This window comes from Mycobacterium cajalii, assembly GCF_045809005.2.
In the GTDB taxonomy this organism is placed as follows: Bacteria; Actinomycetota; Actinomycetes; order Mycobacteriales; family Mycobacteriaceae; genus Mycobacterium.
Window position 1 is genome coordinate 241,209 of sequence record NZ_CM141436.1, and the last position, 20,001, is coordinate 261,209.

The window sequence follows — 20,001 nt, forward strand, 5'->3', positions numbered from 1 at the left end:
TCTTTAGGGAAGCTATCTTTCAAGCGCGTGGAGGTTGACGCTGGTCAGGGCGCCGCCGGCCGCGGTCGCGGTCATGTACGTGCAGTGGGGTTGGCGACGGCGGTCGGTCGGCGAGCCGGGGTTGAGCAGCCGCAGGCCGGAAGCCGTCGTGGTGTCCCAGGGGATGTGGCTGTGGCCGAACACCAGCACGTTGCTGTCGGGGTAGAGCCGCGACATCCGGGCCTCCCGCCCAGCCGCGGCGCCCGTCTCGTGGACCACGGTGACGCGCAGGCCGTCGAGCACCGCGTCGGCACGCTCGGGCAGCCGCGCGCGCAACCGCGCTCCGTCGTTGTTGCCCCAGCACGCCAGCAGGCGCGCGGACCGGTTCTCCAGCTCGTCGAGCAGTTCGACGCTCGTCCAGTCGCCGGCGTGGACGACGACGTCGGCCGCGGCGACCTCGTCCCACACCCGGGCGGGCAGGTCGTGCCCGCGCCGCGGGAGGTGGGTATCGGCGATGAGCAGCAGCCGCACCGCCCCATCTTGCACCAGCTACTTCTCGTTGGCGCGGGCTTCGGCTCCGGTCTCGCCGACGTCGAGCGAGTCGTCGGGGCTGGTCTGGCCGACGTACGTGCCGTCCTCGTCCCCGCGGCCGGCGCGCGAGCGCGACTCGTGGGTTTCGGGCTCGACGTCGGATTCGGCCTTGTGGCCCTTGGATTCAGGCATGTGCGGGGTCCTTTCGCTGTTTGCTCCTGGGTTCCCGTGACGGTGCCCGGCAAACCGCGCTCGGCTACAGCGGTAGGAAGTCGCGCCGGCGATGCCATGCGCCGTCCCCCGGCGACCACCCCCGCGACCCCCGGACAAACATGCCCCGATCCGGCGCTATTGTTACCACCCGGACCCAAGGAGGACACCGCATGCGCACCTTCGAATCAGTAGCCGACCTCGCCGCCGCGACGGGGGAGACGATCGGGCAGAGCGACTGGGTGACGATCACCCAGGAGGACGTCAACCTGTTCGCCGACGCGACCGGCGACCACCAGTGGATCCACGTCGACCCCGAACGCGCGGCCGCCGGGCCGTTCGGCACCACCATCGCCCACGGGTTCATGACCCTGGCGCTGCTGCCGCGGTTGCAGCACCAGATGTACACGGTCAAGGGCATCAAGCTCGCAATCAACTACGGCCTCAACAAGGTTCGCTTTCCGGCCCCGGTCCCGGTGGGTTCCCGCGTACGCGCGCAGAGCTCACTGGTCAGCGTCGACGACCTGGGCGACGGCGCCGCGCAGGCGACGGTGTCGACCACCGTCGAGATCGAGGGCTCGCCCAAGCCGGCGTGCGTGGCCGAGAGCATCGTCCGCTACATCACCTGACGGACCGGCGGCCGACCATCTCGGCAGCATCTCGGCGAGCAGAAGACACCAAGCCGGCGTGGGGTCAGAACTCGGCGATCGAGTGCTCCAGGCGTTCGGCCAGGCGGGCCTGCGCCTCGGCGCGCCGGGTCGGTATGTGCGCGGACGGGAAAGGTGTTGTCACCGGCTGGTATTCGCGCAGCGTGCGGCGGGCGACCGTCATCTTGTGCAACTCGGTGGCGCCGTCGGCGATGCCCAGTGACTCGGCGGCCACCAGCATCTTGACGAACGGCATCTCGTCGGAGACGCCGAGCGCGCCGTGCAGGTGCAGGGCCCGCTGGGCGACGTCGTGCAACACCTGCGGCATGGCGACTTTGACGGCGGCGATGTCGCGGCGCACCTTCTGGTAGTCGTGGTGCTTGTCGATCAGCCAGGCCGTGCGCAGTACCAGCAGCCGGAACTGTTCGATCTGGATCCAGCTGTCGGCGATCTTCTCCTGGGTCATCTGGAAGTCGGCGAGCCGGCCGTGCCGTGTCTTGCGGGACACCGCGCGCTCGCACATCATGTCGAATGCGCTGCGCGCCAACGCGATCGTCCGCATCGCATGATGGATGCGGCCACCGCCCAGCCGGGTCTGCGCGATCATGAACGCCTGGCCCTCGCCGCCCAGCACATGATCGGCCGGGACCCGGACGTCGTGGTAGCGGACGTAGCCGTGGCTGGCTCGCTTGGACGATTCGGCGCCCACGCCGACGTTGCGCACGATCTCGATGCCCGGTGTCTCGGCGGGGACGATGAACAGCGACATCTTGTCGTAGGTGCGCGACTCGGGATTGGTGACGGCCATGACGATGAAGAAGGATGCGTGCTTGGCGTTGGTGGAAAACCACTTCTCCCCGTTGATGACCCAGTCGTCACCGTCGCGGGTGGCGGCGGTGACGAACTGCCCGGGGTCCGAACCGCCCTGCGGTTCGGTCATCGAGTAGCAGGACGTGATCTCCCCGTCGAGCAGGGGTTGCAGGTAGCGGGCCTTCTGCTCGTCGGTGCCGAACAGCGCCAGGATCTCGGCATTGCCGGAGTCGGGCGCCTGGCAGCCGAACACCGACGGCGCCCACCGCGAGCGCCCGAGGATCTCGTTGAGCAGCGCGAGCTTGACCTGGCCGAAGCCCTGACCGCCGAGTTCGGGCCGCAGGTGCGCGGCCCACAGACCCTGGTTCTTGACCTGCTGCTGCAGCGGCCGCAGAACCGCCATCGTCTCGGGGTTCTTCTTGTCGTAGGGATCCAGGGCGACCAGGTCGAGCGGTTCGAGTTCGTCGACCATGAACTTTTCGACCCAGTCGAGCTTCGCCTGGTATTCCGGGTCCGTTTCGAAGTCCCACACCGTCGCCAGCCGTTCCCCGGTGCCGCGCCGCACCGGCATCGTTGATGGAGTCCCATCATCGTAGAGGCAGCGACCCGGCGGTGGGGCCGCCGCCACCCGGCCTCAGTGGCGGTCGCGGCGGGTCTCTACGACGCGCTGGGCGATGGCGGCCAGCTTCATCTGTCCCTCCTGGGAGAGCTGCCGCAGCATCTGGAAGGCGCGGATGTCGTCCACGCCGTAGCGCTCCATGATGATGCCCTTGGCCTGGCCGATGCGGTCCCTGGTGGACAGCGCGGTCAGCATCTGCTCCGCGTGCCGCCCGGCCAGGATCGCCGCCGCGGCGTGCGCGGCCAGCACCGAGCCGACGGTCTCGACCTCGGGCTCCCACGCACCGGCGGTGAAGCCGAACACGTTCAGCGCCCCGGCGGTCCGGTCCGAGGTGTACAGCTTGAACGACAGGGCGCGCAGCACCCCATGCTGCACGGCGCCCGGCGCGAACCGCGGCCAGCGCGTCTCGGCGCGCAGATCGTCGCTGCGCACGATCGTTTCGTGCAGGGCGGCCTCGTCGCAGGGCCCCTCGCCGAAGGTGATCTGCAGCTCGTCGAGCTCGCCGACCACCTCGTGGGTGCCTGCCACGGATTCGAAATCCCCGCCCCTTTTCACCAGCAGCACCCCGACGGCGTCGGCCCCCGGGATCATCTGCGTCGCGGCGTCGGTGACCTCTTCGAGGGTGTGCTCGACCGGGCGGGTGACGGTGAGCGTGCGGGCCAATTCGGCCATCCTCAAGGCCAGCTCGTGTCTGGATTCCGGGTCGGTGGGCTCGGGGGCATCGGATTCCCCGCGTTGTTCATCCGACATGACATCCAGCGTAGCGACCGGCGACCGTGGGCACTTCCGGCGCGACGGGGCACTGCCGCTCAATCGCTGGAGTGCTCCTTACCGAAGGCGCTGACGTGCATCTCCTCGCGGATGCGCTCGATCATGTGCGGGTAGTGCAATTCGAACGCCGGACGCTGCGAGCGGATCCGGGGCAACTCGGTGAAGTTGTGCCGCGGCGGCGGGTAACTGGTGGCCCATTCCAGCGCCTTGCCGTAACCCCAGGGGTCGTCCACGGTTACCGGTTCGCCGTAGCGATAGCTGCGAAAGACGTTCCACACGAACGGGATCATCGACACGCCCAGGATGAACGCGCCGATCGTCGAGACGACGTTGAGCGGCTGGAACCCGTCAGTGGACAGGTAGTCGGCGTAGCGGCGCGGCATGCCCATGTCGCCGAGCCAGTGTTGCACCAAAAACGTCGTGTTGAAGCCGATGAACGTCAGCCAGAACTGCAGCTTGCCCAGCCGCTCGTCGAGCAACCGGCCGGTCATCTTCGGGAACCAGAAGTAGATCCCGGCGAAAGTCGAGAACACGATGGTCCCGAACAATACGTAGTGGAAGTGCGCGACCACGAAATACGTGTCGTGGACGTGGAAGTCGAGCGGCGGGCTGGCCAGTCTCACACCCGTCATGCCCCCGAGCAGGAACGTGACCAGAAAGCCGAACGAGAACAGCATCGGCGTCTCGAACGTCAACTGGCCCTTCCACATCGTGCCGATCCAGTTGAAGAACTTGATCCCGGTCGGCACCGCGATCAGGTAGCTCATGAACGAGAAGAACGGCAGCAGCACCGCGCCGGTGGCGAACATGTGGTGCGCCCACACCGAGGCGGACAGCAAGACGCTGGACCACGTCGCGAAGACCAGCCCGACGTAACCGAACGTGGGTTTGCGCGCGAGGACCGGGAAGATTTCGGTGACGACCCCGAAGAACGGCAACGCCACGATGTAGACCTCGGGATGGCCGAAGAGCCAGAACAGGTGCTGCCACAGCAGCGGGCCGCCGTTGGCGGGATCGTAGACGTGAGCACCGAGATTGCGATCGGCGAGCAGCCCGAACAGCGCCGCCGTGAGCACCGGGAAGGCGAGAAAGATCAGCACGGAGGTGGCCAGAATGTTCCAGGTGAAGATGGGCAGCCGGAACATCGTCATGCCCGGGGCGCGCAGGCACACGATCGTGGTGACCATGTTGACCGCCGCCAGGATGGTGCCCAGCCCGGACACGATGAGTCCGGCCGCCCACAGGTCGCCGCCGGCCCCCGGCGAGTGGACGGAGTTGGACAGCGGGGTGTAGGCCGTCCACCCGAAATCGGCTGCGCCGCCCGGGGTGATGAAGCCGGAGACGACGATCAGTCCGCCGAACAGAAACAACCAGTACGAGAACGCGTTGAGCCGGGGGAACGCGACGTCGGGTGCGCCGATCTGCAGCGGCAGAACGACATTGGCGAAGCCGAACACCACGGGGTGGCGTACAGCAACAGCATCAGCGTGCCGTGCACGGTGAACAGCTGGTTGTACTGCTCGTTGGACAAGAACTGCAGCCCCGGCGCGGCCAGCTCGGCGCGCAACAGCAACGCCAGCAGGCCGCCGATCACGAAGAAGCCGAACGTGGTCACCAGGTACATCTGCCCGATGATCTTGTGATCGGTCGTGCTGACCAGGCTCAGCACCCAGCCGCCCAGCGATCGGCCGCGCGGGGAGAAGGGCCGCCGCGCCTCCGGCACGCGTACCAGTTCGACTTCTGCGACCATGCGATCCTCCCCGCCGCGGCGTCCCGGGCCAGTCGTCCGTCCGGGTGCGGATACCCGGGGGTGCCGCCTCAAACGAGCGACCTCAGTGCAGCTCGGGCAGGACGCGGGAGGAATAGAAGTCGATGGCGGTGACCGGATCTTCCTGGGGGAAGTGCAGGAACGGGACGGCGCCGGCGTCGAGAACCGTTTGCGCGGCGGCGATGTGGGGCGCCGGGTCGATGCCGACGGTCCAGTCGGCGAGCACCTTGTCGATGGGGTTGGACTCGGCGGCGCGCTGGATCTCGACGGGGTTGGGCTGGTCGACGGCCCCGGCGGTGAACCGCCACAGGACCGCGGCCCGGGTGGCCTGGTCCTTGTCCCCGACGACGGCGAACATCTCGGCGCGCTTGCCCAGGGTGGCGGCGTCGCGACCGGCGGCCCGCGCGCCCGCGGCGAATGCGGCGGTCAGCCGGGGGTTGGTGACGTCGCGGGCCTGGCCGATCCACCCGTCGCCGTAACGGCCGGCCAGGGTCGCGCTCTTGGGGCCGCTGGCCGCCACGAAGATCGGCGGCGGCGTCGGCGGCAGGTCGTAGAGCTTCAACGAGTTCGTCTGAAAGTATTTGCCGGCAAAAGAGATCCGTGAACCGCTCCACAGCTGGCGGATCAGTTCGATGGCTTCGAGCAACCGGTCGTGGCGCTCGGCGTAGGGGCCGAACTGGTTGGTGGCGGCCTGCTCGTTGAGCCGTTCGCCGGTGCCCAGTCCCAGGAACACGCGCCCCGGACTGAGCACCGCCAGCGAGGCGAAGGCCTGGGCCACGACGGCGGGGTCGTAGCGGTAACTGGGGCAGGTCACTCCGGTGCCGAAGGAGATGGCCCTGGTGGCGTTTCCCACCAGGGCCAGGGTCAGCCAGGGAAACATCGAGTGGCCCTCGTTGTCCTGCCATGGCTGGATGTGGTCGCTGGCCCACACGTATCCGAAGCCGCCCCGCTCGGCCGCCTTGGCTTGCGCCACAAGCTGATCGGTGCGGAACTGCTCGTGCGAGAGCACCACGCCCACGCTTTTGGCCGCGGCCGGGGGCGGGCCGGCGGGTCCGCCGCGATCGCCGCCCGGTTCCCCGCAGCCCGCGGCGAGTCCGGCGGTGCCGAGCGCGCCCGCCCCGGCGGCCAGCTGCCCGAACAGGCGTCGCTAGATGCCGGTCACCCGACTAAACTACCCGCCGCGGCGTTTAACGGACGAGGGCTCGGGCAACCGTCTCGGTATGGCTAGCGACGATGGCGAATTCGGTGCCGGTGACATGGTCGACCCCGCGGACTTCCCCGAGGAGGGCGGCCCCGGCGCAACGCTGAACCCGAGCGAGGGCACGGATTCCGACGAGGTGCGCAACGACGACGGCGACATCGTCGTCGACCCGCCCGAGGGCTGGCGCGAGGCGAACCGCTTCGGCGTGACGGCGCGCGAAGAACGCGAAGGCGAGTCCCTCGACCAGCGGCTGGCACAGGAGCGTCCCGACGTGCCCGAGGGCGCGACCGGGCCGGTGGCGGACGAACCTCCCGGGCGGGCGCACCGGGGCCAGATCGACGGCGCCCTCGAGGACGGCGAGTCGCTCTACGAGGTCGTCGACGAGAACGCCGCTCCGGACTTCACCCGGCGCGAGCGATGAGCCGAGTCAGGGGTTGCTGCGCCAGCCGGCGATGCCGACGGCGATCATCCTGAGCTGTTTGACGGCGATGCGCCGGATCTCTTCGAGCGCCTCGGCGCTCTGCGCGTCCTCGATCGCCTCGGCGATGGCGATCATCGCGTTGACGAACAAGGTGGCCAGCACGTTGAGATCCTCGGTGCTCCACGCGTTGAGCCCCGGGAAGCGGGCCAGGTCGGTGGCCAGCTCCGAGGTGATCAGCCGGATCTCGGTGCGGATGGCGTAGCGCAGCACGCTCAGCCCGCTGTTGCGCTCGCGGCCGATCAAGCGCCAGTGCTCGCGGCGGTCCGCGACGCTGGCGATCAGGATCTCGACGGACGACTCGATGACCCGGTTGGGGTCGAACCTGCCGCCGCGCGCCGCGCGCAGCGTGTCGCGCAGCGAACGGAACGACTCGTCGATGAGCACCAGGCCGAGCGCCTCCATCGACTCGAAGTGACGGTAGAACGCCGCCGGCACGATCCCGGCCTTCCGGGTGACCTCGCGCAGGCTCAGGCTGGAGAAGCTGCGGTCTCCCAGCAACTTGAGCGCAGCGTCGATGATGGCGCGCCTGGTGGCCTCCTTGCGCTCCTCGCGCGACGGGCTGTCGCGGGAGCGTTCGCGCCCGGAACCCCGCGGCCGTGAGCCAGGCGTACGGCTGTTCACTGTGTGAACCCTAACACAGAGCTGCGGGAAGGCCTTGACTACCTGGGCCTGCCGGTAGCACTGTGTACACATGTTCACTCAAACTACGCACACCTCCGGTGGGACCCTCGCCCGGGCTTTCCGGAAGCGAGTTCTGGGTTCCGATCTGCTCGACCTGCTCACCGGTCCGCACGGCGTCGACCGGTACGCCGAGCTGGTGGATCCGACCTGGACGCGGGGGGAATCCCGCGCCAGGGTCGTCGACGTCCGGCGGACGACTCCGCGCAGCGTCACCCTCACCCTCGCCCCGAACGAAACCTTCACCACCGCCCACGCCGTCAAGGCCGGTCAGTACGTCAACCTCACCGTCGAGATCGACGGCCGCCGGCACACCCGCTGCTATTCACCGGCCAACGCCGAAGGGGCGGCCACTCTCGAGTTGACGGTCGGTCGCCACGACGGCGGGCTGGTGTCCAACTATCTCTACCACCGCGCCCGCCGCGGCATGGTGGTCGGCGTGTCCGGGGTCGGGGGCGACTTCGTCCTGCCGGCCCGGCGGCCGCGGCGAATCCTGTTCGTCTCCGGCGGCAGCGGCATCACGCCGGTCATGGCGATGCTGCGCACCCTGGTCGCCGAGGGCCACCCGGACACGCCCGGTGCCGAGGTCGCGTTCGTCCACTACGCCCGCACCCCAGCGGAGGCGTGCTACCGCGACGAGCTGGCCGCGCCGCCCCCCGGCGTGCGGGTGCTGCGCGGCTACACCCGGTCCGGAGGCGGCGACCTCGTCGGCCGCTGCGGGCCCGAACACCTCGCGGCCGCCATGCCGGCACCGGACGCGGTGTTCGTCTGCGGCCCGGCGGCCCTGGTCGAGGCGGTCCGCGAGCACTGCGACAACGTCTACGCCGAGAGCTTCGTGCCGCCGGCACTCGACGCGCCGGCGACGCCGTCGGGTGGGCGAATCACGTTCTCCGACAGCGCCATCGACGTCGTCGACGACGGCCGGCCGCTGCTCGAGCAAGCCGAGTCGGCCGGCCTGGCGCCGGCCAGCGGATGCCGGATGGGCATCTGCCACACCTGCACGCGGCGCAAGAGCGCCGGCACCGTGCGCAACCTGGTCACCGGCGCGGTCTCGACCGTCCCCGACGACGACGTGCAGATCTGCGTGTCCGTCCCGGTCGGCGACGTCGACATCGCGCTCTAGATCCCGGAGGGAAAACCATGCCACAGAACAAGATCACGCTGACCCCGGATCAGGCCGACGCCTTCGGCCGCGAACTCGACGCCATCCGGGACCGCGTCCTGGCCGACCTCGGCCAAGAGGACGCCGACTACATCCGCCGCGTCATCAAGGCCCAGCGGGCGCTGGAGGCCGGCGGGCGGGCGCTGCTGTTCGCCGGGATGCTCCCGCCGGCCTGGCTGGCCGGCACCGCGATGCTGGGCCTGTCGAAGATCCTCGACAACATGGAGATCGGCCACAACGTCATGCACGGTCAGTACGACTGGATGCGCGACCCGGCGATCTCCGGCCGCTCCTTCGAGTGGGACACCGCCTGTCCCGCCGACCAGTGGCGGCACTCGCACAACTACATGCACCACACCTACACCAACATCGTGGGCATGGACCGCGACATCGGCTACGGCATCCTGCGGATGAGCGAGGACCAGCCGTGGGAGCCCTACTTCCTGGGCAATCCGCTGTACGCGTTCCTGCTGATGGTGTTGTTCCAGTACGGCGTCGCACTGCACGAGCTGGAAACCGAGCGCATCCGCGCCGGCGAGATCCGGCTTGCCGACAAGCGCGAGGTGCTCCGCGAGATCTGGAAGAAGACCCGCCGCCAGACGCTCAAGGACTACGTCGCCTTCCCGTTGCTGGCCGGACCGTTCGCGCCGTTCGTCTTCGCGGGCAACCTCTCGGCCAACCTGATGCGCAACGTGTGGTCGTACATGATCATCTTCTGCGGCCACTTCCCGGACGGCACACAGGAGTTCAGCATCGAGGAGACCAAGGACGAGTCCCGCGGCAGGTGGTACTTCCGGCAGGTCCTCGGCTCGGCGAACCTCACCGGCGGCACGATCTTCCACCTGCTGTCCGGCAACCTGTCGCATCAGATCGAGCACCACCTGTTCCCGGACCTGCCGGCCCGCCGCTACCCCGAGATCGCGCCCGAGGTGCAGCAGATCTGCGAGCGCTACGGCATCCCGTACAACCGCGGTCCGCTGCTGCGCCAGTTCGGGACCGTCGTCCGCAAGATCGTCAGGCTGACGCTGCCGGATGCGGTGCTGGGGAGGGGCCGGGCCGACTCGCCGGCCGCGCAGGCGCCCGTCGCGGCGTGACCGGCCGTCGAGCCTGCGTCCACGGCGTGCCCGCCCGGTAACGGATAGCACTGGACGCAGTCTCGATTCGGTCCGGCTGGGCCACATCCGGGTCGCGGCGGTGGCCAATGGTCGGCGTGGAATGGACCGGCGCGCGCTATGCGGACAGTCCGACGGTGGAGGCGTCGACGTGGATCGACGCCGACCCGGCCCGCGTGTGGAGCCTGGTCTCCGACATCAAGCTGATGCCGACGCTGAGCAACGAGCTGCAGTCGGTGGAGTGGGCCGACGGCGGCGACGGCCCGCGCGTTCGTTGTGCCCGCTTCGTCGGGCACAACGAACACCAGGCGTTCGGGCGCTGGAGCACCACCTCCCAGATCGTGGCCTGCGACCAGCACCGCGAATTCGCCTGGGCGGTCGGTGAACCCGACAACCCCGCGGCCACCTGGCGCTTCCGGCTCACCCCGCGCGACGGGGGCACCACCCTGAACTACCGGATGCAGATGGGGCCGGGGCGATCGGGGTTGTCGGTGGCCATCGAGGCGATGCCCGACAAGGAGCAGAAGATCGTCTTCGTGCGATTGCGCGAGTTCGAGACCGCGATCGACAAGACGCTGTCGGCGATCAAACGGCTGGCCGAACACGGCGTGCGGTGACGTGATGCGCACCGCGACGACGGTCGAGTTGTCCGGGGGGACATCCTCGGCCGCCGGCGACGTCGTCACGCTCGCCGTCGAGGCGGAGAACCTGGGTCTGGACGTGTGCTGGGTCGCCGAGGCGTGGGGTGCGGACGCGGTGTCCGCGCTTCTTTTCTTAGTGCACGGCCGTCGGCGCTTCGGCGACCTTGACGAGTCGCACCTGCGGGCGCGCCGGCACCTCGTCCGCCAGAAACCAGCGGAACGCGAGGTTGCCGCGCGGATAGCCCAGCGTGGTAAGCGAATTCGGGTGGGCGGTCCGCGCGCGGGACAACACGATCGTCACCGATCCGTCGCCGTTGGGCACGGCGCTGTGCCCGTTGATCGAGCAACGCGCGTCGGGACCCTCCGCGGCCCCGTAGGTGGCCATGAACTGGTTCCACACCACCAGGTTCCAGAACCGGCACGACGGCGGGCGGTGGGTGATGACCAGCGCCTCGTCGTCGGCAAGCACGAAGCTGCCGTAGGAGTAGCAGGCGTCGCGCGCCGACCAGCCGAAGTTGGCGTCGGGAACCTGGTAGGGATCGGCGAATTCGTTGGCGGCGTGCGCGGTTTGGTGCCCGAGCGCGTGTTGGTCGTCGGCGCGGGTCCCGACGGCCAGCGGGACGATCGCGAACATGGTGCGCAGCCACGCCGCGGCGGCCCGCAGCGCCGCGGCGGTTTCCGCGTCGCCGTGGCGGATCGGGTCCGGATCGTCGAGCGCCTCGATCCGCCAGTCGACGGGGCGACCGGTCAGCGGGTCGGCCTGGTAGTCGCGGGTCATGAGCACGGCGGCGTCCAGGGTGGGGCCCAGTTCGAAGGAGAAGTTGCCGCCGGCGTCGATGTCGAGGTCGCTGTCGCGGACGATCGCCACGACGCGGTCCGACCACGCGCCGGGTGCGGGTTCGTTGTAGGCGGTCAGCGAGAAGTACACGCTGTCGCCCCTGTTGCCGCTGACGCGGTAGCGCCGCGCCGGATCGACCGGGCACAGCAAGTAGTAGGCGTCGGTGTTGTCCCCGCCCCAGCGGCGGTCGCGGCGGAACGGGGTGTTGACCGCGACGAACTGCGGCCGGCCGGGCTCGGCGAACAGGTAGGCGTCGAACGCCACGCCCAGCGTGGTGGCCAGCATGCGGTAGCCGTCGGCGACGTGCCGGTCGTCGCTCACCGCGCGGTCGCCCTCCAGGAACGAGCGGTCCAGCCCGCCAAGGGTTTCCAGCAGTTCCCGCCACGCCGCGGTCGACTCGTGCGTCATGCGCTGATTCCTTTCAGGAGCAACTCGGTGGTGCGATCGATCCACGCGTCCCCGAGTTCGCGGGAGCGGGTGAGCAGGCCCAGCAGCGCGATGCCGGCGATCGCCTCGGCCAGCTCCGTGGCGGTGAGGTCGGCGCGCACCAGGCCCGCGCTCGCGGCGCCCGCCAGCCAGCCGGCAAGACCGCCGGCGATGACGTCGGCGAACCGCTCCAGCAGCGCCGAATGCAGCGTCGGGTCAGCCGCCATCTCGCCGATCAGGCCCGGCAGCGCCGCGCGGGCCGCCGGGTTCGACAGGAAGGCCACTGTGCGGCAGACCATTTCGCGCAGGTCGTGCCGCAGCGACCCGGTGTCGGGTATCGCGGTGGCGGCGCCGACCGGAAACACGGCCTCGTGCACCAGGTGTGCCTTGCCCGGCCAGCGCCGGTAGATCGCGGGCTTGCTGGTGCCGGCCCGCTGGGCGATCGCGGCGATGGACAGCCCGGAGTAGCCGGTTTCGGCGAGCAGTTCGACGGTCGCGCGCAGCACCGCACCGTCGATGCGGGGGTCACGGGGGCGCCCAAAATCCACTGCCATTACGAAACTCAACGTAACATAAGTCGCCGTGACCCAAGTCCGTCTCGACGACCTCGCCCACCCGCGCTTCGGTGAAGAAGCCCGGCAGATCCTCGACATGATGTCCTCGATGGCGCCGCTGTGCCCGTTGGACGCCGCCGCGCTGCACGCCCGGGCCGGCGCCGACACCGGCCTGCACGACTTCGGGCCCGACGACTACCGCGAGCGACTCGACGTCTACCTCGCGGCGCTGCGCGAGATCGACGGCCTGCACGAGGCGGGCGTCGTCAACTTCTACGGGCAGCTGCTGCAGTTGCTCAAGAACCGGTTGCTGCTGGCCGACCTGCTGCGCCGGCACCCGGAGATCGAGGACCTCGCAGTGCAATCGCCGGTGGTGATCGCCGGGCTGCCCCGCACCGGCACCACCCACCTGCACAACCTTTTGGCGGCGGCGCCCACCTTCCGCACCATGCCGTACTGGGAGAGCGTCGAACCCTTTCCCGTGCCGTCCGAAGAGGGAACCGAGCCCGATCCGCGGCGCGCCCGGATGGACGTCGCGGTCGGGGTGATCAACACCGTGATGCCGCATTTCGCGCTGATGCACGAGATGACCACCGACCACGTCCACGAAGAGATCCAGCTGCTGGCCAACGACTTCTCGACGATGCTCTTCGAGACGCTCGCCGAGGCGCCGCGCTGGCGCGAGTACTACCAGGCCCACGACCAGACGCCGCACTACCGCTATCTGGCCACCCAGCTCAAGGCGATGCAGTTCCTGCGCGGGGGACGGCGCTGGCTGCTCAAGTCGCCCCAGCACCTCGAGCAGGTGCCGGTGCTGGACCGGGTGTTCCCCGACAGCATCGTGGTGTTCACCCACCGCGACCCGGTGCCGGTGGCGCTGTCGATGATCGCGATGATCACCTATTCCGCGCGGATGCACCGCTCGCCGGTGCCGGTGCAGCGGATCGCGGCGTCGTGGGTCGACCGGCTCGATTCGATGCTGAGCGCGCTGGTCCGCGATCGCGACACCATCGGCCCGCACCGCTCGATCGACGTCCGCTTCGACGACTTCACGGCCGACGAACTCGGCGTCGCCGAGCGGGTCTACGCCCTGGCCGGCGAGCCGTTCACCGCCGCGGCGCGCACGGCGATCACCGGCTACCTAGGCGGGCACCGCCGGGGCCGGCTGGGCAATGTGGAGACGTCGGCGCAGATGTTCGGGCTGAGCGAGCGGGATTTGCGCGCGCGCTTCGCGCCGTATGTCGAGCGGTTCCTGGCGTAGCCGGTACGGTCACCGGGCATGGTCACCATGCCCGCGCTGGACGGCGTCGCACACCGGTTCGTGGATCTGCCCGGCGGCGTGGTGATCCATGTCGCCGATGCTGGGCCGGCCGACGGGCCGGCGGTGATGCTGGTGCACGGCTTCCCGCAGCACTGGTGGGAGTGGCACGAGCTGATCGGTCCGCTGGCCGCCGACGGCTACCGGGTGCTGTGCCCCGACCTGCGCGGCGCGGGCTGGAGTTCGGCGCCCCGGTCGCGCTACCGCAAGAACGACATGGCCGACGACCTGGCCGCGGTGCTGGACCGGCTGGGTGTGGCGACCGTCAAACTGGTCGCCCACGACTGGGGCGGCCCGGTCGCGTTCATCATGATGCTGCGCCATCCCGAGAAGGTCACCGGGTTCTTCGGGCTCAACACCTCGGCGCCCTGGGTTCGGCGCGACCTGTCGGTGCTGCGGGAGGTCTGGCGGTTCTGGTACCAGATCCCGATCATGCTCCCGGTCATCGGCCCGCGGGTGATCGCCGATCGCAAGGCCCGGTTCTACCGGATGCTGGCGTCGTGGGTCGGCGGGGGATTCCTGGCGCCCGAGGAAGAGGTCCGGATGTACGTCGAGTGCATGCGCCAGCCCGGGCACGCGGTGGCCGGGTCGCGCTGGTACCGCACCTTCCAGACCCGGGAGCTGGCGCGCTGGCTGTTCGGCGAGTACGACGGGGTGCGCGTCGACGTCCCGGTCCGCTGGCTCAGCGGCACCAAGGACCCGGTGCTGACACCGGAGCTGCTGAACGGATATGCCGAGCGGATCGGCGATTTCGAGGTCGAGCTGGTCGACGGCGTCGGCCACTGGATCGTCGAGCAGCGGCCTGAACTGGTCCTGGACCGGCTGCGCGCTTTCTTGCGCCTCGAAACGTAGTGGGCTGCACGAGGCTTCGGCGGTGTGGTTACTCGACGCCGATCATGACCTCGGTGGACTTGACGAACACGGTCGCGGGCTGACCGACCGCGAGGCCGAGTTCGGCCGCCGCGTCCTTGGTGATCGAGGACGTGACGACCTGCTCGCCGCCGTCGAGCTTCACCTTCACGATCGCCATCACGCTGCCGAGGTTGACCTCGGTGATGGTGCCTTTGAGCTGATTCCGGGTCGACAGACGCATCGCGGGCCTCCAGGGGACGAGGGGTGTGCGCTGAGCTTAGCGGGCGGGTGGGCTCAGCCGCGCGGGCCGAGCAGGGCTATGGACGCGTCCACCGCCGGTTCGACGATGTCGCGGACCGCCTTCCCGTCCTCCATCGCCAGGGCGGTCAGTTCGCGCAGGCCGCCCAGCAGGATGACGGCCAGCGACCCGGTCAGCGGCGGCAGGCCGGCGCGGCGGAACCCCGGGCTGGCGCTCAAATCGATCAGCAGGTCGGACAGCAGCTGAATCCCGCGGCGCTGCGCGGGCCGGGCGATCGCACCGAGCGAGGGCAGCTCCCGGATCCAGCTCAACGTGAGGGCGGGCCGGGCCTCGATGTGTGCGGCGTAGGCCTCGACGGCCTGCCGGATCTGCACGGGCCAGTCGGCTTCGGGGTCGACCGCCGCGGCGATGCCGTGCCCCAGCTTCTCGTTGTCGGCCTGCAGCAGTTCCAGGAAGCACGCTTCCTTGCTGGTGAACCGGTCGTAGAAGGTGCGTTTGGACGTGCGGGCGTTGCGGACGATGTCGGCGACGGTGCTGGCGCGGTAGCCGCGCTCGTCGATCGAGGTGGCGAGGCCCTCGAGCAGCCTGAGCCGGAACGGATCGGCCTCGGCCGGCGGGTCGCCAACCGCGTCGTCGGCGGCCGCCGTCATTGCTGAGGTCACCGCCGGCGCCCCTTTCGTGATCGCGACACCCTTGTCAGGAAGTGGTACCTCAAAGTACCGTACCGGGAAAGACCTGCGGTACATGGCGGTACCACCCCGCAGGGGTCGACAGGTGTTGGGAGATCATCGAAATGAGCGAAGTCGTCACCGACGCGCCCCCGGCGGTACGGATGCCTCCGGCGACGCGCCTGCCACCGATGGTGCAGGCCCTCGCGTTCGCCACGGCCCGGCGGTCGATGATGAACCGCCTCGCGCGCCGGTACGGCCGGGTCTTCACGGTCGCGATCCCGCTCTACGGTCAACAGGTCGTGGTCGGCGACCCGCAGCTGGCCAAGCAGGTGTTCACCACCAGCCCCGAGGTGCTCGGCAACATCCGGCCCAACCTGAGCCGGCTGTTCGGCTCCGGCTCGGTGTTCGGGCTCGAAGGCGAGGACCACCGGCAGCGGCGGCGGCTCCTGGCTCCGCCGTTCCACGGCAAGAGCATGAAGAACTACGAGAGCATCATCGAAGAAGAGACGCTGCGTGAGATCGCGGACTGGCCCGAAGGCGTGCCGTTCGCGACGCTGCCCTCGATGATGCGGATCACCCTCAACGCCATCCTGCGCGCGGTGTTCGGGGCCGAAGGCGCCGAACTCGACGAGTTGCGCCGGCTCATCCCGCCGTGGGTGACGCTGGGTTCGCGGTTGGCCGCCCTGCCGAAACCCCGACGGACCTATGGGCGCTACAGCCCCTGGGGGCGGCTGCGGGAGTGGCGCCGCCGCTACGACGTCATCATCGACAGGCTGATCGACGCCGAGCGCGCGGATCCGGACTTCGCGGAGCGCACCGACGTGCTCGCGCTGCTGCTGCGCAGCACCTACGACGACGGATCGGTCATGTCGCGCAAGGACATCGCCGACGAGCTGTTGACGCTGCTGGCGGCGGGGCACGAGACGACCGCGGCCACGCTGGGCTGGGCGTTCGAACGGTTGAGCCGGCACCCCGACGTGCTGCGGGCGCTGGTCGCCGAGGTCGACGACGGCGGCGGCGAGCTGCGCCAGGCCGCGATACTCGAGGTGCAGCGGGTCCGCACGGTCATCGACTTCGCCGCCCGCCATGTCTGTTCGCCGACCTATCGGCTCGGGGAATGGGTTATCCCGCAAGGTAATTCGGTCCTGGTCTGCATTTCGCAGATCCACGGCAATCCCGAGGTCTTCCCCGACCCGGAGCGCTTCGACCCGCAACGGTACCTGGGCAACAAGCCGCCGGCGGCCGCCTGGATCCCGTTCGGGGGTGGTACCCGCCGGTGCGTGGGGGCCGCGTTCGCCAACATGGAGATGGATGTGGTGTTGCGAACGGTGTTGCGCCACTTCACCATCCAGACGACGACGGCGCCCGGCGAGCGCTGGCACTCGCGCGGCGTCGCGTTCACGCCGAAGGACGGCGGGCGGGTGGTGGTGCGCCGGCGCTGAGCGACTGCCCTACTGGTCGGCGGTGGCCCGGCGCGGCAGCTTCCAGCCGGGACGCACGTAGTGGCAGGTGTACCCGTGGGGGTAGCGCTGCAGGTAGTCCTGGTGCTCGGGCTCGGCCTCCCAGAAGTCGCCGGCCGGGCTGACCTCGGTGACGACCTTGCCCGGCCACAGGCCCGAGGCGTCGACGTCGGCGATGGTCTCCAGCGCGATCCGCTTCTGCTCGTCGTCGAGGTAGAAGATGGCCGAGCGGTAGCTGGGTCCCAGGTCGTTACCCTGACGGTTCTTCGTTGTGGGGTCGTGGATCTGGAAGAAGAACTCCAGCATCGTGCGGTAGTCGGTGACCGTGGGGTCGTAGACGATCTCGATCGCCTCGGCGTGGGTGCCGTGGTTGCGGTAGGTCGCGTTGGGCACGTCGCCGCCGGTGTAGCCGACGCGGGTGGAGACGACGCCGGGCTGCTTGCGGATCAGATCCTGCATGCCCCAGAAGCAGCCGCCGGCGAGGATGGCCTTCTCGGTCGTCATAGCTTGTCCTCCTCGGGCTCGCGCTCCTCGGGATGGGATGACGTTGCCCAGGCTACACTTCGGCGATGCTGTGTAACGGGGCGATGACGTGTAACGGTGCGAAGGAGCCCTCGTGACCGCGCGCGAATTCTCCCGCGATGAGCTCTCGGCCGCCTTCGACAAGTTCGAGGCGAGGGTCGCCCGCGCCGCCGAGACGCGGGACTGGGACGCCTGGGTCGAGCAGTACACGCCGGACGTGGACTACATCGAGCACGCGATGGGCACCATGCACGGCCGCGACGAGGTCCGCACCTGGATCCAGCGCACGATGACGACCTTCCCGGGCAGCCACATGGTCGCGTTCCCCTCGCTGTGGTCGGTCCTCGACGAGTCCACCGGGCGGGTCATCTGCGAGCTGGACAACCCGATGCGAGACCCCGGCGACGGGACCGTCATCAGCGCCACCAACATCTCCATCGTCACCTACGCCGGCGACGGCCAATGGTGCCGTCAGGAGGACATCTACAACCCGCTGCGCTTCCTGAAGGCCGGGATGAAGTGGTGCCGCAAGGCCCAGGCCCTGGGCACCCTCGACGACGACGCCGCGCGGTGGATGCGGCAGAACGGAGGGGCCCGGTGAGCGCCAAACCCAAGCTGGTGATCGGCGCCAACGGTTTTCTGGGCTCGCACGTGACGCGCCGGCTCGTCGGCGACGGCGCGCAGGTCCGGGCGATGGTGCGCCCGAACGCCAACACGCGCGCCATCGACGACCTCGAGCTCACCCGCTTTCACGGCGACGTGTTCGACACCGCCACCCTGCAGCAGGCGATGGACGGCGTCGACGACGTCTACTACTGCGTCGTCGACACCCGCGCGTGGCTGCGCGATCCCTCGCCGCTGTTCCACACCAACGTCGAAGGCCTGCGCAACGTCCTCGACGTCGCCGCCACGGCCGGCCTGCGCAGGTTCGTCTTCACCAGCACCTACGCGACGGTGGGCCGGCGGCACGGGCACGTGGCCACCGAGGACGACGTCATCGCCTCGCGGGGTCTGACCCCCTATGTCCAGTCGCGGGTGCAGGCCGAGAACCTGGTGATTCGCTACGTGGCCGAGGCCGGGCTGCCCGCCGTGGCGATGTGCGTCTCGACCACCTACGGCAGCGGCGACTGGGGCGGCACCCCGCACGGCGCGTTCATCGCCGGCGCCGTCTTCGGCAAGCTGCCCTTCCTGATGAACGGCATCGCGCTCGAGGTCGTCGGCGTCGACGACGCCGCCCGGGCGATGATCCTGGCCGCCGAGCGCGGGCGCGTCGGCGAGCGCTACCTGGTCTCGGAGAAGATGATCGCGCTGAACGACGTGGTGCGCATCGCCGCCGACGAGGCCGGCGTGCCGCCGCCGCGCCGCTCGATCTCGGTGCCCGTGCTCTACGCGATGGCCGCGCTGGGCAGCCTGCGGGCCCGGCTCAGCGGCAAGGACGCCGAGCTCAGCCTCGCCTCGGTGCGCATGATGCGCGCCGAGGCCCCCGTCGACAGCGGCAAGGCCAAGCGCGAACTGGGTTGGCAGCCGCGCCCGGTCGAGGAGTCGATCCGGGAGGCCGCCCGGTTCTGGGCGACGATGCGCACGCCGAAGAACACGAGCACGACCGCCCGGCCCGAGTAGGCGCGCCTAGGCTCGGTGGCGGGCCGTGCAGACGCACGCGCCTGAGGAGGTAACACCCATGAGCCACCCCGAGATCAAGGAGCCCAGCGCCGGGCACCCGATCACGATCGAGCCCACACCGGGACGGGTACAGGTGCGCGTCAACGGCGAGCTGATCGCGGACACCACCGCCGCGCTGCAGCTGCGCGAGGCCACTTTGCCGGTCGTGCAATACATTCCGATGGGCGACGTGGTCGTCGAACGGCTGACCCGCACCGACACCGGCACGTACTGCCCGTTCAAGGGTGAGGCCAGCTACTACAGCGTGACCACCGGCGCCGGGGACACCGTCGACGACGCGATCTGGACCTACGAGCAGCCCTACCCCGCGGTCGCGGCGATCGCCGGGCACGTCGCGTTCTACCCCGACAAGGCCGACATCAGCGTGTCCGCTCAGTAGGGGACCCACCCGGGCAGCGCCGCGGCCTGCGCCCGGGTGTCGCTGTACAGGCGCATCGAGACGATCAGCCCCTCGCGGGTGTCGACGATGCACACGAACGGGCTGTCGTAGGCGACGCCGTCGATGGTCGTTCCGGTGGCCTGCGCCTCCACGACCACCGTGTCGCCCTCGTTGACGCAGCGCAACAGGTCGACGGTGACTTCGAGGTTCTGTTTGCGCCGTTCGATCGCCCGCCGGAACGTCTCCTTGTCGCAGGAGGTGCGCGTATACAGGGTCCAGTAGGTGAAGTCGTCGCTGAGCAGCGAGAAGCCCTCGTCCAGGTCGCCGCCTTCGCTGGTGCACTGGAAGAACATCCAGGCCAGCTCTCCCTGCGGGTCGTCGAACGGCGTCGTCACATCGCAATACTGTCCTGGGAGGCGGTCGACGGTCAAT

The 20,001-nt window shown here is 69.5% G+C and carries 23 protein-coding genes and 2 pseudogenes; 12 read left to right on the forward strand and 13 right to left on the reverse strand.

Translation table 11 applies throughout. From position 1 onward, the window contains the following. Window positions 1–12: 12 nt before the first annotated feature. Together ACJ512_RS01175 and ACJ512_RS01180 are read right to left on the reverse strand one after the other, a co-directional pair. Window positions 13–510, reverse strand: coding sequence for a metallophosphoesterase family protein (locus tag ACJ512_RS01175; RefSeq protein WP_407685007.1), 498 nt, complete (start codon window positions 508–510; stop codon window positions 13–15). An 18-nt stretch (window positions 511–528) separates the two neighbouring features. Continuing rightward, the gene (locus ACJ512_RS01180; RefSeq protein WP_407684953.1) at window positions 529–702 is read right to left on the reverse strand and encodes a hypothetical protein; all 174 of its coding nucleotides are present in this window, start codon (window positions 700–702) and stop codon (window positions 529–531) included. A 191-nt stretch (window positions 703–893) separates the two neighbouring features. Between ACJ512_RS01180 and ACJ512_RS01185 the strand changes: the two genes are divergently transcribed. After that, window positions 894–1,349: a MaoC family dehydratase gene (locus tag ACJ512_RS01185; RefSeq protein WP_407684952.1), complete on the forward strand. Its 456-nt coding sequence runs from the start codon at window positions 894–896 to the stop codon at window positions 1,347–1,349. A 64-nt stretch (window positions 1,350–1,413) separates the two neighbouring features. On the opposite strand, the gene ACJ512_RS01190 is transcribed toward ACJ512_RS01185, so the two are convergent. The 4 genes and pseudogenes from ACJ512_RS01190 to ACJ512_RS01205 all read right to left on the reverse strand — a co-directional run bounded on the left by ACJ512_RS01190 (window position 1,414) and on the right by ACJ512_RS01205 (window position 6,476). Then, complete coding sequence (locus ACJ512_RS01190) at window positions 1,414–2,748, reverse strand: acyl-CoA dehydrogenase family protein (protein WP_407684951.1); 1,335 nt, start codon at window positions 2,746–2,748, stop codon at window positions 1,414–1,416. Window positions 2,749–2,811: 63 nt separating this feature from the next. After that, window positions 2,812–3,546, reverse strand: a complete 735-nt coding sequence (locus ACJ512_RS01195; RefSeq protein WP_407684950.1) for a GAF and ANTAR domain-containing protein — start codon at window positions 3,544–3,546, stop codon at window positions 2,812–2,814. A 59-nt stretch (window positions 3,547–3,605) separates the two neighbouring features. Further along, window positions 3,606–5,317, reverse strand: a pseudogene (gene ctaD / locus ACJ512_RS01200) (aa3-type cytochrome oxidase subunit I). An 82-nt stretch (window positions 5,318–5,399) separates the two neighbouring features. Then, complete coding sequence (locus ACJ512_RS01205) at window positions 5,400–6,476, reverse strand: F420-dependent hydroxymycolic acid dehydrogenase (RefSeq protein ID WP_407685006.1); 1,077 nt, start codon at window positions 6,474–6,476, stop codon at window positions 5,400–5,402. Between the two features lie 115 nt (window positions 6,477–6,591). On the opposite strand from ACJ512_RS01205, the gene ACJ512_RS01210 reads away from it, so the two are divergent. After that, the gene (locus ACJ512_RS01210; protein WP_407685005.1) at window positions 6,592–6,957 is read left to right on the forward strand and encodes a hypothetical protein; all 366 of its coding nucleotides are present in this window, start codon (window positions 6,592–6,594) and stop codon (window positions 6,955–6,957) included. 6 nt (window positions 6,958–6,963) lie between these two features. On the opposite strand, the gene ACJ512_RS01215 is transcribed toward ACJ512_RS01210, so the two are convergent. Next, entirely contained in the window at window positions 6,964–7,638 is a 675-nt protein-coding gene (locus tag ACJ512_RS01215) for a TetR family transcriptional regulator (RefSeq protein ID WP_407684949.1), read from the reverse strand. 70 nt (window positions 7,639–7,708) lie between these two features. Here ACJ512_RS01215 and ACJ512_RS01220 point away from each other — a divergent pair, with 70 nt between their 5' ends. From ACJ512_RS01220 to ACJ512_RS01235, 4 genes and pseudogenes are all read left to right on the forward strand, one after another. Continuing rightward, window positions 7,709–8,818 carry a flavin reductase family protein gene (locus ACJ512_RS01220; RefSeq protein WP_407684948.1) on the forward strand — a complete coding sequence of 370 codons (1,110 nt, stop codon included), beginning with the start codon at window positions 7,709–7,711 and terminating at the stop codon, window positions 8,816–8,818. Window positions 8,819–8,835: 17 nt separating this feature from the next. Beyond that, window positions 8,836–9,951, forward strand: a complete 1,116-nt coding sequence (locus ACJ512_RS01225; protein ID WP_407684947.1) for a fatty acid desaturase family protein — start codon at window positions 8,836–8,838, stop codon at window positions 9,949–9,951. Between the two features lie 107 nt (window positions 9,952–10,058). Beyond that, window positions 10,059–10,586, forward strand: coding sequence for an SRPBCC family protein (locus ACJ512_RS01230; RefSeq protein ID WP_407684946.1), 528 nt, complete (start codon window positions 10,059–10,061; stop codon window positions 10,584–10,586). A 4-nt stretch (window positions 10,587–10,590) separates the two neighbouring features. Continuing rightward, window positions 10,591–10,746, forward strand: a pseudogene (locus ACJ512_RS01235) (LLM class flavin-dependent oxidoreductase); the annotation flags it as partial. Here ACJ512_RS01235 and ACJ512_RS01240 read toward each other — a convergent pair. Both ACJ512_RS01240 and ACJ512_RS01245 read right to left on the reverse strand, forming a co-directional pair. Then, entirely contained in the window at window positions 10,744–11,856 is a 1,113-nt protein-coding gene (locus tag ACJ512_RS01240) for a hypothetical protein (RefSeq protein ID WP_407684945.1), read from the reverse strand. The pseudogene ACJ512_RS01235 and the gene ACJ512_RS01240 sit on opposite strands and share 3 nt — an antisense overlap. Further along, window positions 11,853–12,428, reverse strand: a complete 576-nt coding sequence (locus tag ACJ512_RS01245; RefSeq protein WP_407684944.1) for a TetR/AcrR family transcriptional regulator — start codon at window positions 12,426–12,428, stop codon at window positions 11,853–11,855. The genes ACJ512_RS01240 and ACJ512_RS01245 overlap by 4 nt, the downstream gene beginning before the upstream one ends. Window positions 12,429–12,525: 97 nt before the next feature. Between ACJ512_RS01245 and ACJ512_RS01250 the strand changes: the two genes are divergently transcribed. Both ACJ512_RS01250 and ACJ512_RS01255 read left to right on the forward strand, forming a co-directional pair. Next, on the forward strand, window positions 12,526–13,689 hold the full coding sequence (locus tag ACJ512_RS01250; protein ID WP_407685004.1) for a sulfotransferase family protein: 1,164 nt from the start codon (window positions 12,526–12,528) through the stop codon (window positions 13,687–13,689). 18 nt (window positions 13,690–13,707) lie between these two features. Beyond that, complete coding sequence (locus ACJ512_RS01255; protein ID WP_407684943.1) at window positions 13,708–14,598, forward strand: alpha/beta fold hydrolase; 891 nt, start codon at window positions 13,708–13,710, stop codon at window positions 14,596–14,598. Window positions 14,599–14,626: 28 nt separating this feature from the next. Here the strand turns inward: ACJ512_RS01255 and ACJ512_RS01260 are convergent, their stop codons facing one another. Then, on the reverse strand, window positions 14,627–14,839 hold the full coding sequence (locus ACJ512_RS01260) for a TOBE domain-containing protein (protein ID WP_407684942.1): 213 nt from the start codon (window positions 14,837–14,839) through the stop codon (window positions 14,627–14,629). Window positions 14,840–14,892: 53 nt separating this feature from the next. Beyond that, the gene (locus ACJ512_RS01265; RefSeq protein WP_407685003.1) at window positions 14,893–15,507 is read right to left on the reverse strand and encodes a TetR/AcrR family transcriptional regulator; all 615 of its coding nucleotides are present in this window, start codon (window positions 15,505–15,507) and stop codon (window positions 14,893–14,895) included. Between the two features lie 143 nt (window positions 15,508–15,650). Between ACJ512_RS01265 and ACJ512_RS01270 the strand changes: the two genes are divergently transcribed. Beyond that, a complete protein-coding gene (locus ACJ512_RS01270; RefSeq protein ID WP_407684941.1) occupies window positions 15,651–16,970 on the forward strand; it encodes a cytochrome P450 in 1,320 nt (439 codons plus the stop codon). A 9-nt stretch (window positions 16,971–16,979) separates the two neighbouring features. Here ACJ512_RS01270 and msrA read toward each other — a convergent pair whose 3' ends face one another. After that, window positions 16,980–17,492, reverse strand: coding sequence for a peptide-methionine (S)-S-oxide reductase MsrA (gene msrA / locus ACJ512_RS01275; protein WP_407684940.1), 513 nt, complete (start codon window positions 17,490–17,492; stop codon window positions 16,980–16,982). Between the two features lie 112 nt (window positions 17,493–17,604). Between msrA and ACJ512_RS01280 the strand changes: the two genes are divergently transcribed. Genes ACJ512_RS01280 through ACJ512_RS01290 form a run of 3 tightly spaced genes read left to right on the forward strand, consistent with a single transcriptional unit; the run spans window position 17,605 to window position 19,569 of the window. Continuing rightward, entirely contained in the window at window positions 17,605–18,111 is a 507-nt protein-coding gene (locus tag ACJ512_RS01280; RefSeq protein WP_407684939.1) for a nuclear transport factor 2 family protein, read from the forward strand. Continuing rightward, window positions 18,108–19,130, forward strand: coding sequence for an NAD-dependent epimerase/dehydratase family protein (locus tag ACJ512_RS01285; RefSeq protein WP_407684938.1), 1,023 nt, complete (start codon window positions 18,108–18,110; stop codon window positions 19,128–19,130). The genes ACJ512_RS01280 and ACJ512_RS01285 overlap by 4 nt, the downstream gene beginning before the upstream one ends. 58 nt (window positions 19,131–19,188) lie before the next feature. Next, window positions 19,189–19,569, forward strand: coding sequence for a DUF427 domain-containing protein (locus ACJ512_RS01290; protein WP_407684937.1), 381 nt, complete (start codon window positions 19,189–19,191; stop codon window positions 19,567–19,569). On the opposite strand, the gene ACJ512_RS01295 is transcribed toward ACJ512_RS01290, so the two are convergent. Continuing rightward, on the reverse strand, window positions 19,563–19,964 hold the full coding sequence (locus ACJ512_RS01295; RefSeq protein WP_407684936.1) for a nuclear transport factor 2 family protein: 402 nt from the start codon (window positions 19,962–19,964) through the stop codon (window positions 19,563–19,565). The genes ACJ512_RS01290 and ACJ512_RS01295 overlap by 7 nt on opposite strands. Window positions 19,965–20,001: the final 37 nt, after the last annotated feature.

Bases quoted from the DNA above. Each gene is read 5' to 3' on its own strand.
- ACJ512_RS01180 (WP_407684953.1), bottom strand. From the start codon at position 702: ATGCCTGAATCCAAGGGCCACAAGGCCGAATCCGACGTCGAGCCCGAA.
- ACJ512_RS01185 (WP_407684952.1), top strand. From the start codon at position 894: ATGCGCACCTTCGAATCAGTAGCCGACCTCGCCGCCGCGACGGGGGAG.
- ACJ512_RS01190 (WP_407684951.1), bottom strand. From the start codon at position 2,748: ATGCCGGTGCGGCGCGGCACCGGGGAACGGCTGGCGACGGTGTGGGAC.
- ACJ512_RS01195 (WP_407684950.1), bottom strand. From the start codon at position 3,546: ATGTCGGATGAACAACGCGGGGAATCCGATGCCCCCGAGCCCACCGAC.
- ACJ512_RS01210 (WP_407685005.1), top strand. From the start codon at position 6,592: ATGGTCGACCCCGCGGACTTCCCCGAGGAGGGCGGCCCCGGCGCAACG.
- ACJ512_RS01220 (WP_407684948.1), top strand. From the start codon at position 7,709: ATGTTCACTCAAACTACGCACACCTCCGGTGGGACCCTCGCCCGGGCT.
- ACJ512_RS01225 (WP_407684947.1), top strand. From the start codon at position 8,836: ATGCCACAGAACAAGATCACGCTGACCCCGGATCAGGCCGACGCCTTC.
- ACJ512_RS01230 (WP_407684946.1), top strand. From the start codon at position 10,059: ATGGTCGGCGTGGAATGGACCGGCGCGCGCTATGCGGACAGTCCGACG.
- ACJ512_RS01240 (WP_407684945.1), bottom strand. From the start codon at position 11,856: ATGACGCACGAGTCGACCGCGGCGTGGCGGGAACTGCTGGAAACCCTT.
- ACJ512_RS01245 (WP_407684944.1), bottom strand. From the start codon at position 12,428: ATGGCAGTGGATTTTGGGCGCCCCCGTGACCCCCGCATCGACGGTGCG.
- ACJ512_RS01250 (WP_407685004.1), top strand. From the start codon at position 12,526: ATGATGTCCTCGATGGCGCCGCTGTGCCCGTTGGACGCCGCCGCGCTG.
- ACJ512_RS01255 (WP_407684943.1), top strand. From the start codon at position 13,708: ATGGTCACCATGCCCGCGCTGGACGGCGTCGCACACCGGTTCGTGGAT.
- ACJ512_RS01260 (WP_407684942.1), bottom strand. From the start codon at position 14,839: ATGCGTCTGTCGACCCGGAATCAGCTCAAAGGCACCATCACCGAGGTC.
- ACJ512_RS01265 (WP_407685003.1), bottom strand. From the start codon at position 15,507: ATGACGGCGGCCGCCGACGACGCGGTTGGCGACCCGCCGGCCGAGGCC.
- ACJ512_RS01270 (WP_407684941.1), top strand. From the start codon at position 15,651: ATGAGCGAAGTCGTCACCGACGCGCCCCCGGCGGTACGGATGCCTCCG.
- msrA (WP_407684940.1), bottom strand. From the start codon at position 17,492: ATGACGACCGAGAAGGCCATCCTCGCCGGCGGCTGCTTCTGGGGCATG.
- ACJ512_RS01290 (WP_407684937.1), top strand. From the start codon at position 19,189: ATGAGCCACCCCGAGATCAAGGAGCCCAGCGCCGGGCACCCGATCACG.